25 protein-coding genes and 1 tRNA gene are annotated in these 12,090 nt (G+C 49.0%); 18 read left to right on the top strand and 8 right to left on the bottom strand.

The window, feature by feature from the left end; genetic code table 11:
* Positions 1-33 precede the first annotated feature (33 nt).
* Both J3482_RS00135 and J3482_RS00130 read left to right on the top strand, forming a co-directional pair.
* A complete protein-coding gene (locus J3482_RS00135; protein WP_206921881.1) occupies positions 34-1,590 on the top strand; it encodes an anthranilate synthase component I family protein in 1,557 nt (518 codons plus the stop codon).
* A gap of 140 nt (positions 1,591-1,730) precedes the next feature.
* A tRNA-Arg gene (locus tag J3482_RS00130) sits at positions 1,731-1,806 on the top strand.
* 97 nt (positions 1,807-1,903) lie between these two features.
* On the opposite strand, the gene J3482_RS00125 is transcribed toward J3482_RS00130, so the two are convergent.
* The 4 genes from J3482_RS00125 to J3482_RS00110 all read right to left on the bottom strand — a co-directional run bounded on the left by J3482_RS00125 (position 1,904) and on the right by J3482_RS00110 (position 4,570).
* Positions 1,904-3,043, bottom strand: a complete 1,140-nt coding sequence (locus J3482_RS00125) for a site-specific integrase (RefSeq protein ID WP_206921880.1) — start codon at positions 3,041-3,043, stop codon at positions 1,904-1,906.
* Positions 3,044-3,076: 33 nt separating this feature from the next.
* Entirely contained in the window at positions 3,077-3,508 is a 432-nt protein-coding gene (locus J3482_RS00120) for a hypothetical protein (protein ID WP_206921879.1), read from the bottom strand.
* A gap of 12 nt (positions 3,509-3,520) precedes the next feature.
* Positions 3,521-4,114 (bottom strand): ImmA/IrrE family metallo-endopeptidase, encoded by a 594-nt coding sequence (locus tag J3482_RS00115; protein WP_206921878.1) that lies wholly within the window; start codon positions 4,112-4,114, stop codon positions 3,521-3,523.
* Between the two features lie 78 nt (positions 4,115-4,192).
* A complete protein-coding gene (locus J3482_RS00110) occupies positions 4,193-4,570 on the bottom strand; it encodes a helix-turn-helix domain-containing protein (protein ID WP_206921877.1) in 378 nt (125 codons plus the stop codon).
* Between the two features lie 138 nt (positions 4,571-4,708).
* On the opposite strand from J3482_RS00110, the gene J3482_RS00105 reads away from it, so the two are divergent.
* The 3 genes from J3482_RS00105 to J3482_RS00095 are packed head-to-tail and all read left to right on the top strand — an operon-like array spanning position 4,709 to position 5,344.
* Complete coding sequence (locus tag J3482_RS00105) at positions 4,709-4,942, top strand: helix-turn-helix transcriptional regulator (RefSeq protein WP_206921876.1); 234 nt, start codon at positions 4,709-4,711, stop codon at positions 4,940-4,942.
* Between the two features lie 11 nt (positions 4,943-4,953).
* Complete coding sequence (locus tag J3482_RS00100; RefSeq protein WP_206921875.1) at positions 4,954-5,175, top strand: MerR family transcriptional regulator; 222 nt, start codon at positions 4,954-4,956, stop codon at positions 5,173-5,175.
* A gap of 13 nt (positions 5,176-5,188) precedes the next feature.
* The gene (locus J3482_RS00095; RefSeq protein WP_206921873.1) at positions 5,189-5,344 is read left to right on the top strand and encodes a hypothetical protein; all 156 of its coding nucleotides are present in this window, start codon (positions 5,189-5,191) and stop codon (positions 5,342-5,344) included.
* Here J3482_RS00095 and J3482_RS00090 read toward each other — a convergent pair.
* The gene (locus tag J3482_RS00090; RefSeq protein WP_206921871.1) at positions 5,341-5,532 is read right to left on the bottom strand and encodes a hypothetical protein; all 192 of its coding nucleotides are present in this window, start codon (positions 5,530-5,532) and stop codon (positions 5,341-5,343) included. The two genes, J3482_RS00095 and J3482_RS00090, sit on opposite strands and share 4 nt — an antisense overlap.
* Positions 5,533-5,646: 114 nt before the next feature.
* Between J3482_RS00090 and J3482_RS00085 the strand changes: the two genes are divergently transcribed.
* Genes J3482_RS00085 through J3482_RS00075 form a run of 3 tightly spaced genes read left to right on the top strand, consistent with a single transcriptional unit; the run spans position 5,647 to position 7,116 of the window.
* Entirely contained in the window at positions 5,647-6,438 is a 792-nt protein-coding gene (locus tag J3482_RS00085; RefSeq protein ID WP_206921870.1) for a phage antirepressor KilAC domain-containing protein, read from the top strand.
* On the top strand, positions 6,435-6,761 hold the full coding sequence (locus tag J3482_RS21740) for an HNH endonuclease (RefSeq protein WP_206921869.1): 327 nt from the start codon (positions 6,435-6,437) through the stop codon (positions 6,759-6,761). Before J3482_RS00085 ends, J3482_RS21740 begins: the two co-directional genes overlap by 4 nt.
* 16 nt (positions 6,762-6,777) lie before the next feature.
* Entirely contained in the window at positions 6,778-7,116 is a 339-nt protein-coding gene (locus tag J3482_RS00075) for a hypothetical protein (RefSeq protein ID WP_206921868.1), read from the top strand.
* Here J3482_RS00075 and J3482_RS00070 read toward each other — a convergent pair.
* Together J3482_RS00070 and J3482_RS00065 are read right to left on the bottom strand one after the other, a co-directional pair.
* A complete protein-coding gene (locus J3482_RS00070) occupies positions 7,113-7,385 on the bottom strand; it encodes a hypothetical protein (RefSeq protein ID WP_206921867.1) in 273 nt (90 codons plus the stop codon). The two genes, J3482_RS00075 and J3482_RS00070, sit on opposite strands and share 4 nt — an antisense overlap.
* A 5-nt stretch (positions 7,386-7,390) precedes the next feature.
* Entirely contained in the window at positions 7,391-7,696 is a 306-nt protein-coding gene (locus J3482_RS00065; protein WP_236017729.1) for a helix-turn-helix domain-containing protein, read from the bottom strand.
* Between the two features lie 135 nt (positions 7,697-7,831).
* On the opposite strand from J3482_RS00065, the gene J3482_RS00060 reads away from it, so the two are divergent.
* Both J3482_RS00060 and J3482_RS00055 read left to right on the top strand, forming a co-directional pair.
* On the top strand, positions 7,832-8,035 hold the full coding sequence (locus J3482_RS00060; RefSeq protein WP_206921865.1) for a helix-turn-helix domain-containing protein: 204 nt from the start codon (positions 7,832-7,834) through the stop codon (positions 8,033-8,035).
* On the top strand, positions 8,032-8,355 hold the full coding sequence (locus J3482_RS00055) for a hypothetical protein (protein ID WP_206921862.1): 324 nt from the start codon (positions 8,032-8,034) through the stop codon (positions 8,353-8,355). The genes J3482_RS00060 and J3482_RS00055 overlap by 4 nt, the downstream gene beginning before the upstream one ends.
* Position 8,356: 1 nt before the next feature.
* Here the strand turns inward: J3482_RS00055 and J3482_RS00050 are convergent, their stop codons facing one another.
* Positions 8,357-8,512 (bottom strand): hypothetical protein, encoded by a 156-nt coding sequence (locus J3482_RS00050; RefSeq protein WP_206921861.1) that lies wholly within the window; start codon positions 8,510-8,512, stop codon positions 8,357-8,359.
* Between the two features lie 99 nt (positions 8,513-8,611).
* On the opposite strand from J3482_RS00050, the gene J3482_RS00045 reads away from it, so the two are divergent.
* From J3482_RS00045 to J3482_RS00005, 8 genes are all read left to right on the top strand, one after another.
* Positions 8,612-8,860 carry a helix-turn-helix domain-containing protein gene (locus tag J3482_RS00045; RefSeq protein ID WP_206921860.1) on the top strand — a complete coding sequence of 83 codons (249 nt, stop codon included), beginning with the start codon at positions 8,612-8,614 and terminating at the stop codon, positions 8,858-8,860.
* A 105-nt stretch (positions 8,861-8,965) separates the two neighbouring features.
* Positions 8,966-9,118 carry a hypothetical protein gene (locus J3482_RS00040; protein WP_206921859.1) on the top strand — a complete coding sequence of 51 codons (153 nt, stop codon included), beginning with the start codon at positions 8,966-8,968 and terminating at the stop codon, positions 9,116-9,118.
* Entirely contained in the window at positions 9,111-9,353 is a 243-nt protein-coding gene (locus J3482_RS00035; protein WP_206921858.1) for a hypothetical protein, read from the top strand. The genes J3482_RS00040 and J3482_RS00035 overlap by 8 nt, the downstream gene beginning before the upstream one ends.
* A complete protein-coding gene (locus J3482_RS00030) occupies positions 9,350-9,589 on the top strand; it encodes a hypothetical protein (protein WP_206921857.1) in 240 nt (79 codons plus the stop codon). Before J3482_RS00035 ends, J3482_RS00030 begins: the two co-directional genes overlap by 4 nt.
* Before the next feature lie 98 nt (positions 9,590-9,687).
* Positions 9,688-10,251 carry a host-nuclease inhibitor Gam family protein gene (locus J3482_RS00025; RefSeq protein ID WP_206921856.1) on the top strand — a complete coding sequence of 188 codons (564 nt, stop codon included), beginning with the start codon at positions 9,688-9,690 and terminating at the stop codon, positions 10,249-10,251.
* The gene (locus J3482_RS00020; protein ID WP_206921854.1) at positions 10,251-11,222 is read left to right on the top strand and encodes a hypothetical protein; all 972 of its coding nucleotides are present in this window, start codon (positions 10,251-10,253) and stop codon (positions 11,220-11,222) included. The genes J3482_RS00025 and J3482_RS00020 overlap by 1 nt, the downstream gene beginning before the upstream one ends.
* Positions 11,223-11,495: 273 nt before the next feature.
* A complete protein-coding gene (locus tag J3482_RS00010) occupies positions 11,496-11,702 on the top strand; it encodes a hypothetical protein (protein ID WP_206921970.1) in 207 nt (68 codons plus the stop codon).
* Entirely contained in the window at positions 11,699-11,923 is a 225-nt protein-coding gene (locus J3482_RS00005) for a hypothetical protein (protein WP_206921850.1), read from the top strand. Before J3482_RS00010 ends, J3482_RS00005 begins: the two co-directional genes overlap by 4 nt.
* The last annotated feature ends 167 nt before the right edge of the window (positions 11,924-12,090 follow it).

Genomic DNA, 12,090 nt, shown 5'->3' with positions numbered 1-12,090 from the left:
GTGGTGGTACAAGATGGAGAGGAGTCCGTGAGCGTGCAATCTTATACGTATGCAAATGTAGCTAAGGTCGATCCCTTTTATTTATACCTTCATGCAACATCTTTGCTCGGCGAGGGGCAGGCCTTTCTTTTGGAAGCCGGGCGTGATGATGAGAATGCAGCCTATCAGATGAGTTTGCTCGGGGTGTGTCCAGTTGTTGATGTGCAAGTGAAAGATGGACTCGTTACAATGAACGCGATTGCCGCCCTTGAACCGAGCTTTGCGGATTTGCCGGATGCTGTTGAGGAAGTGAAGTCACCCGGTGTATGGTCAAGCGTCGTCAGTGGTTCACCACGCTACTTTCGACCGGCTGATGCGATGGCTTTTCTCGAGGAACTACGTATTCGACTGCAAGCGCTTTGCGCACGTGACATGGAGGAGCCGTTTAGCGCTGGCTTTCTTGGTTACGTCGGTTACGACGGCGTACATTATTTGGAACGATTGCCGAAGACGGCCCATGATGACAGGAATGTACCTGACATCCGCCTGCAGTGGCACGCCGGGATATTGCAGTGGGGCGGCTCAGATCTTACCTTCCACTTCCAGGATTTAATTCTCGACGTCACGCGCGACCAACACGATGGCGTGGGCAGTTCACTTAGGCACAGAATCGACGAATTTGCATCAATGGTGGCGCACGTTGCGAAGGCGGGCCTCGAAGAACCTAAGGAATTGTCTGATGCAAAGGCGGTTGCAGGAGAAGGCAGTCGACAAGTGCCGTCTGTGCAGTACGACGTCTCCCAGGAACGGTACTGCGCCAATGTAGAGCGGGCACGCGAGTACATTGCACAAGGGGACATTTTTCAAGTGGTGCTTTCCACGCGGCTGCGTATTGAGGGCGCTCTTCACCCTTACGCAGCCTACGATGCCCTGCGACGGTTGAATCCTTCGCCCTATATGTTTGTTGCGGAATATCCGGGCATGCGTCTGTACGGCGCTAGTCCAGAGGTTCAGTTTCGCGCGCTGAACGGGGCTGCGGAAATGAAACCTATTGCTGGGACGTCGCGGGGCCGAGGGGGGTCACCGGAAGAAGACGCGGCACTCATCGAAGCGCTGAAGGCAGATGAAAAGGAATCAGCGGAACACGTGATGCTAGTTGATCTCTGTCGGAACGATCTCGGTCGAGTCTGCCTCAGTGGATCCGTACATGTTCCTGATTTTATGGTGGTCGAGCGTTACTCTCACTTGTTTCACCTCGTGTCGCGCGTGCGCGGCACACTGCGACCCGACGTGAGTGTTTTCCACGCCCTTCTCTCGACGTTTCCCAACGGCACGCTCTCTGGCGCGCCGAAGATTCGGGCGATGGAAATTATCGACGAGCTCGAGACGTTGCGCCGGGGGCCATACGGCGGGTTCATCGGCATGGTGGACGCGATGGGGAATGCCAATACGGCCATTATCATCCGCTCCGTATTAGAACTGAAGGGGACGCAGTACGTACAGGTGGGCGCGGGTATCGTGCTCGACAGCGTTCCCGTACGCGAATGGGAAGAGTGTCACCACAAAGCAGGGGCAATTCTGGATGTTTTGCGCGGGAGGCACCTTGTCTGAAACATCGCCCGCGCGTGTCTCACCGGGTGGTTCCCTTGTCAAGAGGGGACTGTTCGGAATATCTGGATCTGGGCGCCAAAAAATTTGATTTCACTATTGCACAAATGTGCAAGTACGTGTTATTATACTAAACGTCGCTTGCGTCCGTAGCTTAGTGGATAGAGCGCTGGCCTCCGGAGCCAGAGGTCGGGGGTTCGAATCCCTCCGGACGCGCCACTTTTTGTAGACGGGGAAACCCTTGAAGGATAAGGCTTCTCGGCCAAAACCGAGAGGCTTTTTTCTTTGCTTAAAAATCGCGTGATCTACAAATGATCTACAAATTATTTTCGCTGCTTATCTCGCCCCTCATCATATCCTCAAGTTTTTTGACTGCAGTCTCCTGTAGACGGCGAGTAACGTGACTGTAAACGTCTGCCGTTACGGCGATAGAAGAATGACCTAGCCGTTGTGATACTACCTTTAAATCCACACCCGATTCAAGTAACCATGTTGCATGTGTGTGACGTAAGTCGTGAAATGTCACAACGGGTAAATCCAATTTCGTGAGCGCAACCTTCACACCTCGTGCAAAAATATGAGGGTCAGGAACCTCTCCATCTGGTAAACGTACGACGTACATATCATCCGACCAAGGTTCTCCAGCGAGTCGATGAAATGCCTTTTGCGCATCGTACCATAGTTTCAATTCGCGCATCACCATATCAGGCACGACAATATCGCGCTCGCTATCCGCTGTCTTTGGCGTGCCTACAATATCTTTCCCGCCTCTGCGTTGCCTTGCGCGTCTAATGTGTAATACGTGAGAGTCCCACTCGATGTCATGCCATTGTAACCCCGCCACTTCACCGCATCGCATTCCGGTGTATATAGCAAGGAAGCACGCCCTATACGCCCCTGGCCGACGTGGTTTAAGCCATTCCAGCATAGTTTTTGCCTGCTGTACAGAAAGGACTGTACGGCGACGCGTACGACGTTCTGGGGAGTTTACGCGCTCCATGGGAGACTTGGTTAGGTACCCGTTTTTAACTGCATAATTTAAAGCGGTGCGCAACACCCGATGAATACGATGAACAGTAGTTGATGCGAGTGTCGTGTTGTATTTATCATATAAGTTTTGAATATTTACGTGTGAAAGCTTGTCCAATCGAATCTGCCCTATGTGAGGTTCAATATAGTGTTCACACGTATACTCGTATGTCCAGCGAGCGCTGGGTTTCATGTCCCTGCAATGATCGTTAATAAACTGCTTCAAAAATTGCGTTACAGTGAGGTCTACAGGAACATTTCCATTCTCCAACTTCGATAGGTGCTCGCGCATTTTTTCGTCGGCTTCACGTTTTGTTTTAAACCCGGCTCGCCAGATTTGTTTATACTTTCCCGTTACAGGATCACGACCGACACTTATGATGTAACGATAAGTGTCTCCGTGTTTAATGATACGCCCTGTTGCCATGTTCAATATCCTCCTTATCTTCAAGTTTCGAAATCAGCACCCCCAATCGAATGCCTCTTCTTCCACCTCCATGAATTCCACGAAATCCGCTTTGATGATCCCATCGAGCACGCCGACTACAATGAAATCATTACGATGTCGCTGTTCACTAACCACATCTCGCGCAGTCCGCAATATTGGTTCTCGTGATTGGATACCCTGCAAGATGCGCAATGTCATATCGTTCCCAAACGCGACGCACACCACTTGCAGTTCATCGTTTGGCCAGCCCTGCTCACGGAAGATGGCATAGTCGCCGATGCGAAGTCCGGCAGTGTCAAGACCGTCATCTACGATTTCAATCGCGAAACGTTTGTAAGGTGCATATGACTTTACGGCGAGTTGCGGTGGGTTAATGAATGGTTCGACATATGTGATATGCAAGCTAGGGATTGCCCCGTAAACGCTCACTGGATAAGCACTCATCTCGTCATCCCCTTAATCAATGTGTCTACGTCGGCCTACGAGTTGTCCGTTCTTAAACATGAGTCGCGTATGACCAATCCACATGGAATTGTCATAGTCACGGCCAAATTGTGGCGTGTGTTCGTACCAAAGGAGTTGCTTGTACTTGGCGATTCTCGCTTTGCCCATCGCTGGCGTCAGATGGAACAATTCTGATATGGCCGCAGCCGCCAATCGTTCATCATTCGGCATCGACTCCGATTCGAACAGCTGCCTAATCATGTATATAGGAGCGAGCAATTCCGCTGCTAATACATTCGCTTGGCGTTCTTGGAGTTCTATGAACGACGGTGGTAGATGTAATTGGGAGCCAAAATGCAAAATGATGTGTGATATTTCATGGGCCAATTCATCGCGTTGTTCCTCAAGTGATAAACGGCTATCCACTTGAGCAATGCGCGTTTTAGTGAATGCCTTGCTCCCAATTGGACAAAATCGCACTTCGATACCAATCGCATCTGCGATATATTCAAAATCAATTTGCGAAGGTACATGGATTGCCAATCCGTCATATAAAGTCCGTGTAAACTTCTGTACATTCGTTACCGCGTCAGATGTCTGTAACATGATGTCTACCTCCATGCAAACATACGTTCGGTTTTATGGGGTAAATGAAGGCGGCAACGTTGTCGCTACCGCCGAAAGTTATTTCTTTCGCCCGCGCATGAGCATTTTCACTGTTTCAATGAGCTCGCGCTTTTTCTCTTCTGGGTCCTTCAAAAAATCCTTAAAAGCAACTTCTTCCTTCAGTTCATTTAGGAACTCAATTTCCTCGGGAGAAAGGTCACTAATATCAAGTCCTAGATCAGGGTCGATATGTGGTTCTTTTCCGCTGACAAGATAATCAATAGTCACCCCGAAGAACGCAGCCAAACGTTGAAGGAGATCTAGAGAAGGTTCCCGCTCGTCTCTTTCATACATTCCTATGGTACTTGGGCTTATTTGAAATTTTTTACCCAGTTCCTCTTGCGTTAAGGATGATTTGGTTCTGAGCTCGCGAAGTCTGGCTCCAAATGAGGCCACATATGCCAGCCCCTTTCCAAATACATATTAACACGCAACGTGTGAATTTGAATTAAATCGCACGAAATGTGTTGACACAACACGAAACGTGCTGTAATCTGTGTTTGTACCACAAAACGTGCGATTGGAGGTGAGGGGATGAATCGGATTATCGCTGAGCGTCTTGTTTCACTCCGTGGCACAAGATCCCGTGAAGAAGCGGCTTCTGCTATAGGCATCAGTGTCAGTGCTCTGCAAATGTATGAAAATGCGAGACGTATTCCGCGAGACGACATTAAGGTTAAATTGGCGGAGTACTACGGAGTATCTGTTCAAGAACTTTTTTTTGACAGTCAATCGCACGAAATGTGCGATTCCGTGAACACAGCTTAAGGAGGCGTGACATGGAAACGGGCATTCGTAATCTCGATGACCTACCGCTCGTGTTTGATTGCAAGAAGCTCGCTGAGATTCTGGGTGTTTCAACATTCACTGCGCGAAACATTATGCACTCTCCTGGGTTTCCAGTGGTGATTGCTGGCCCGCGTAGGCATCGCATTTACAAAACAGCGTTCATCAAGTGGCTTGAAGAACAAGCTGAGGCTGGATTTAAGGTTCAGCACTGATAGGAGGTGTGATATGAGACCCGAGTTGGAACAAACGATTGAGTCACTATGCCAGTGGATTAGGGACCGCGCCGAACAGGGATACTCCGGCGAAGAGCTAAGAGTCTTGCCGGAGATCATTGCGAGTACAGCACAACTTATATCAGTTGCTTTGAAGGTTGAGCATTAATCTCCATTGGAACTTCCAGCTTGTTTAATTCCTTGAGCAATCGTTTGGAATGTTTCCGATATTTGTTGAGCGATGTAACGGTTAAAGTCTTCTTCACTTTGCCCAGGCTTTCGTTTCAAAGATAGCAAAGGCAGTGCAGCCAAAGTAAGTTCCTTTGTTATTTGTTTTTGTTCAGAAGTTAAGGACATATTTTCACCTCCTCCCGTGGGTTGATGGGTGGCACCAAACAACTTCCACATTCAGGAGAGTGAATCCTTTGAACAGTAGCGCTTATCAAATTGTCAAGGAACGGGGTAGAGAGAATGAACGATTTGATGAACTTCGATTTCAGCGGTAGGCAACTTCGGGTCATTGTTGACGGCCCTGAACCTTGGTTTGTAGCGAAGGATGCAACAGAAATCCTTGAGCACACAAATACAGCGATGGCCCTAAAGGGATTGGACGATGACGAGAAGGGTGTAAAGAGAGTTTATACCCTTGGCGGCTATCAAGAAATGGCTGTAGTCAGTGAACCTGGTTTATACAAACTCATTTTGCGCAGCCATAAAAAACAAGCGAAACCATTTCAACGTTGGGTAACTCATGATGTGTTGCCATCTATCCGGAAACATGGGGCATATATGACGCCGGAAAAGATTGAACAGGTGTTATTAAACCCCGACACCATCATTCAGTTGGCGACTCAACTAAAAGAAGAACGGGAAGCAAAACAGAAACTTGAGGCTCAAATCGAAGCGGACAAGCCTAAGGTTGTATTCGCGGAAGCCTTCGTCACAAGTGATGATCTCATCCTCGTTCGGGATTTCGCCAAGATCCTGCATCAAAACGGTATCAACATCGGCGAAAAGCGTTTGTTCATTTACCTACGCGATAACGGATATCTGATTAAGCAAAAGGGCTCCGACTGGAACATGCCTACTCAGAAGTCCATGGATCTAGGGTTGTTTGAAATAAAAGATACTCTCGTTCATCACAACAGCGGGCGTGTGACTGTGAATAAAACACCGAAGTTGACCACGAAAGGTCAGTTTTACTTCATCAATCATTTCAAAAAGAAAATGGTTGCTTCGGACATTGAAGTGATACGGCAATGAATCTCGCAACTGAGTTTCATCCGGTGCCGGTACCTAAGTTTAAAAGTAAGAAGTCTACGTACACGCCGGCGCTCAGGGATCGAATCAAAGAACGGGACCAGTACTGCCAATCATGTGGGGCGCCTGGGGATGAAGTGCATCACGTAATCCCGCGCGGTCGGTTCTACCGAAAGTGGTACACGTTCGATGATGTGAACGATGAACGGAATCTGATGTATCTCTGTTGGCGGTGTCACCATAGAGCAACGACCGACAACACAGAACTGGAACGGTTAATAAGACTGCAAGAGAAACAATTTGGGAATCTAAGGCGTGAATTTTAACAGGAAGGTGAAGCGAATGAACAATCAAGTCTACCTACACATTGGTAACGGTGGCGTGTCGTTCGAAGTGTACGACGACATTAGCGAAAATGGAAGTTTTGGTCCGACGATTAAAGTATCGGCTGTCCATTTTGGTAATCAGACTAACGAAATGAAAATTCACGTTACAAAGCGGGGATTACAAGCTATCGCTGACATGTTTGCTGAAGCGGCGTCTGAGGATTTCAGTAAGGAGTATGTCTGCGCCGCTGATTATGAGGATAAGAGCAAACAATCTGGTCGTTTCGTGGCAAATTGCAAGTTTGAAGATGAAGACGAGAGTGACGGTGACTCATTTATCGATGCGGAACACTAAGGTTTCGTGCCGATGAATTTCTTGATACCGGTGATTCCAGACCACGATACTCCGCCTTGCAATTCGGCGATAAACAGTTTGTCTTCCTTGCCGATGAAAGGTTTCAAGAGAGATTTAAGAGTTGCGGTGTTATCGTCACTCCAGACGAGCCATACCGATTTCTCGATTTCGATTGAAGAATCGGTTAAACCTTCAATTTTCTCGATGAGTTCTGTATAGACATCTTCGGTTCCGAAATGAAGGTCATAGGCAACGATTTTAATGGACATTCTTGTCACCTCCCTTCGAGGGAATCAAGGAACGCCTGCAATGCTTTCCTTTGATCAGGGGTGAGACGTTTAGCGGCCTCCACAAGACGCCGAAGGTCTGGTTCTAGCTCGTCCTGGTCTTCGGCGAAGAATTCAGCGAGGGTTAAATTTAGCGCCTCGCAAATGCGCTCCATTAAATCAACGGTCGGACGCATCTTGCCGCTCTCAATCTTGCTAATTGTCGACTGAGACATATTAATCCGTTTTGCCAATTGATACATGCTTAGATTCTTGTCTGTCCTGGCCGACTTTAGCCGATTTCCGAGTTCCATTGGGTCCAAATCGATCACCCACTTAGTTTACTAAAGGAATTATACAAGCTGAATTTGCAATAATAAACTTTCCTATAGGACTTGTTATTTTAGTCGTATAGGAATATACTAAATTCATCAGAGAGGAGGGTGCATGTGGGCGTTCAAATTGCAGAAATTCGTAAACAAAAGAAAATGAGTATTTACGCACTCGCCAAGAAGGCCGGGGTGAACCAGTCGTACTTGTGGAAGTTGGAAAATAACGAACGATACAACCCAAGCATGGCGATTCTGCAGAAACTTGCGGACGCTCTTGATGTAAGCGTCCTTGATTTGTGGAAGGAGGAACAACACTCGTGAATATCACCGAAGCGGAACTCGAAGCAGTGATTAATCGAAAGGTTGAAGAACGACTTGCAGCACTCCGCGTTTCTTCTTCCTCAACTCGTCTTAAGACACCTTGGGATGATGTGAAATCAGCTTTCGAATCACAGATTTCTGATGTCCAGATCGACAGCGTAGACCACTATCAACTCGTCAATGCTCTGTCGACGATACTACGGCATGGTTTTGGTATCCGTATGGTTCGGTTTTTGACGGACAAGCAGAAGCCTATAGCTATGGAACTGGCGGACACAATTGCTCGATTTGTCACTGACAACAGACAGTCGGAATCTTGACTCACATGAATCTAGGCATGCGTTGAGGCTGCTGTGTTTTGGAAACAGACAGGCTAATCACAACCTTCACATCATTGTCTGGAGATGATAAGTGGTCGGCCAAATCTTCGGCGATTGTTTGAAGAAGTTCGTATGTTTGCTGCACGTAGGTTTCCATGGTCATTCTCCTTTGGCTTTGAGGATGCCGCACCCGTCACAGATAAACAGGCCAGACAGAGGGTATCTGTTGCGGCTTTTGAGAGGGGGGTGATGCATTGTGAAACGGGGTGTGTTGCTCAAACTCGCCAGAATCTTTGCGGGTAAGAGCCAGCTAGAAGTCGCAGAACGCTTCGGAGCTGACCAAAGCACGATTTCGCGGATTGAGCATGAGGATATGTACATCGATTATGCGATGGAGTTGCGCTACATAGATGCCTGCGGAGGCCGAAAAGTACTTCAGACCATGCTTGATGGCATCCAAAAGTTGCTCGACCGAAGCGACAACAACCATCTGCTGTTAGCTTAACTGGAACGGGTGCATATGATATGCGGATTTTGCATACGGCATGCAAGTTTCAAAAATACACCGGGGTTGTAGGTACAGAGCCATATAGATGCGGTGGTGAAAGCCGTGGATCGGATAAAAGAAGCCTTAGAAAAGGCGAGACCCGAATGGGAAGCAGTACTGAAACATCAAAAAGGCTCCCGCGCCAACGAGAGCCACAAGAAAAACACAGATATCAAAAGCATACCACAACGTGATGGAGGTGCGGTAGATGCGTAATTGCGAGTTATGTGGCGACCAACCCGGTATCCATACAGTGCACTGGGACGATACAACGGGCGGCGAGATTAAGGTGTGCACGGATTGCCGGGATGACGGATTTGTTCACTGTCCTCGGTGCGATGAGTGGGACAAGCCCGAGAACCATGGCCCATACATCATCTGCAAGTGGTGTGTGGAGGAGATTGTCACCGCGCATGAGCGTCAGGCTGGCTATGGGAAGGTGACAGCATGAGCGACGTACACGGGCGTATCACAGGTTGTCTGCATCGGTTACAGGACGCATATGACGAGCTGCAGCACCCCAACACCGATATCGCGTTTCGGCTACAGAGATTGCAGGAGTTTATTTCAACTGACGTGCCCGCGGTTATCGCGGAACTTGAGGAGTGCCAAGCGGCCCTCGATAGACAGGGGGTGCGCCGTGTTGTCAGAACCCGAACGGTTGGGCATCTGTCGCGTGTGCTGTAACGGAGTCACAAGCGATAAGCCGCACATACAAGACATGTTGGACGGCCGTTATTACCACGCGGATTGCACGGACTACAAGGAATCGGAGGAGATAAACAATGGCAACTAATCCTTTGTGGGATGTCGAGTTAGATGAATTGAACCAGCAAGAAGCCCAGGAACGCTTTCGTGTGACAGACAAGATGTCGGCGAACTGGTGCCTTCGGAAACTCCAGGCCTTGCAAGCTAAGGCCAATGAGGTCAACGAACTGGCCAAAGCGGAGATTGAGCGCATCACCTCTTGGAGGGACAAAGAGCTGGAACAGGTCAACAAACACGTCGAGTTCTTCCAAGGTCTACTGACTGAGTGGCACATGCAACAATACGAGGCCGACCCGAAAGTTAACAAGAGCATCAAACTTCCTTACGGCACGCTCAAGTCACGCACGACCAAGCACCAACCGTCCAAGCTTGATGAGGCTGCGCTATTGGAGCACGTCAAGGCAACGGATGAGGCTTTCGTGAAAGTCATCGAGACCGTCGAGTGGGGCGAGTACAAGAAGACCCTATCCGTCATCGAAGTGAACGGGCAACTTGCGGTAGTCGATGCCAATGGTGAGTTGGTGCCGGGCGTCGCGGTCAAGGTCGGCGGCACGACGTTTAGCGTGGAGGTGGCTGAGTAATGGCGATAAGAGAACAGAGTCTTACGCCGGTACAATCATCCCCTTCCAACGGCCTGATGATGGTTGTGGATTTCTCGGTCCTTAAACAACGGATAGCACAGCTACAACAGTTTGTTAGGGAGTACATGGTTGCTGGCGAGGATTACGGAATTATCGAAGGAACTGGCAGCAAGCCAACTCTTTTGAAGCCTGGCGCTGAAAAATTGTGCGATGTCTATGGTCTATCGGCTGGCGAGGCCGATATCGAGTTCACGCGGGATGATACGAAAAACCCAGTCTACATCAGTTACCGCGTGTCTTTGCCACTGATCAGTCGAATGGACGGAAGAATCATCATGGTTGGTGTCGGATCGGCGAATTCGTGGGAAAAGAAATATCGCTGGCGTTGGGTTTTTGAAAACGAGCTTCCGCCCGGCATGAGTCCTGATGGATTGAAAACGAAGACTGGAACCAGTCGTAATGGGCGTCCTTGGACACAGTACAGGGTTCCGAATGATGAGATAGATGACATCGACAACACGCTTTTAAAGATGGCAAAAAAACGAGCTCTAATTGACGCTGTGCTGTCAGCTACGAGAAGTAGCGCTCTGTTTACGCAGGACATCGAGGATATGGATTCGATGACTGTGCGACAACAGGATACGTCGACGCGTGATGAACGCAGGCAACAGACGCCACGTCAACAGCCGGGCTACTCTCAAGCGGCTACCGATGCCCAATTGGCCCTTCTTGAAAAGAAAGCCAAAGCAAAAGGTCTCGATGGTGCTGCCTTTAATGAATGGGTGCAAGAACAAACCGGCGCGCCCGTCGAGCAACTCACTAAGAAAAATGCGTCTGCGCTTATTGATGCAATCCAGAATTATCAACCTCCTGCGAAAGGGGAGAGTCCAAGTGGGAATGCCGCAGCACAAAGTGATGACCCATTCGCAGATGAGGCGGTCGACATCTCGGAAGACGATCTCCCGTTTTAAGCTACGTAACGTGTTTGCGGCTCTCGTACTCCCAGTGGCCGGCGCGCTCTTTACGGGCGCCCTGGTCTACGGAGTAAACAAGGGCAACGTCCCTGCAGACACCAAGACCACGACATACATAACAGTCCCTGGTGACTCGTTATGGACCATCGCTGGCCGGTTTGACACCAGGGATGATAGGGACGCTGTGGTGCAGTGGATAGAGCGTGAGAACGGCATAGGTGCGGATATACAGCCGGGGATGACGATACAGGTGCCAGTGGGCGGTGGCAGATGATGCTTGAAGACTATTTGAGTCGATACGTAAGCATTATACAGGGCAAAAAGGGTGTCGATCGTGACCGTGCTTTGGCGCTCCTGATGACTGACATGGAACGTGAGTACGAAATCCCTCTGCTATACAACCGGACATGGGTGCAGGAGAACAAGGCGGCTTACAAACTCTATCAGATGATTTCGGATGCGAGGGTGATGACATGAAAGTGAGCACAAAAGACATTGAAATGGTGGCAATTGAGTTCATCCAACAGATTGTCTGGAGCTACGACCGTCACGGCCCATGCGTATATGACTCGCCGCGTAACAATATCGACGAGTGGTTAAACACACATTACCCGGAGTTCATTGAACACAGGTTCGAAGTGATTAAATCCGTTCGCCGAAACTGGGATACCCACAAGCGTGTGGGAGTGGCTAGGTAATGCACTCACGACAAGATCTGTACATGATTATCAAGGCATTCACGGGCCAGAACAACAATCTTGTCATCCCTACAGAGTTAATACGTTTCGTCGGCGATGTGAACAGCGCTTTGCTTTTAAGCCAAATCATCTACTGGTCAGACAAGACCGAGAGTGGGTGGATGTAC

Origin of the sequence: Alicyclobacillus suci, assembly GCF_017329615.1 — a bacterium.
Classification (GTDB): domain Bacteria; phylum Bacillota; class Bacilli; order Alicyclobacillales; family Alicyclobacillaceae; genus Alicyclobacillus; species Alicyclobacillus suci.
This window is presented reverse-complemented; position numbering and strand designations above follow the sequence as displayed.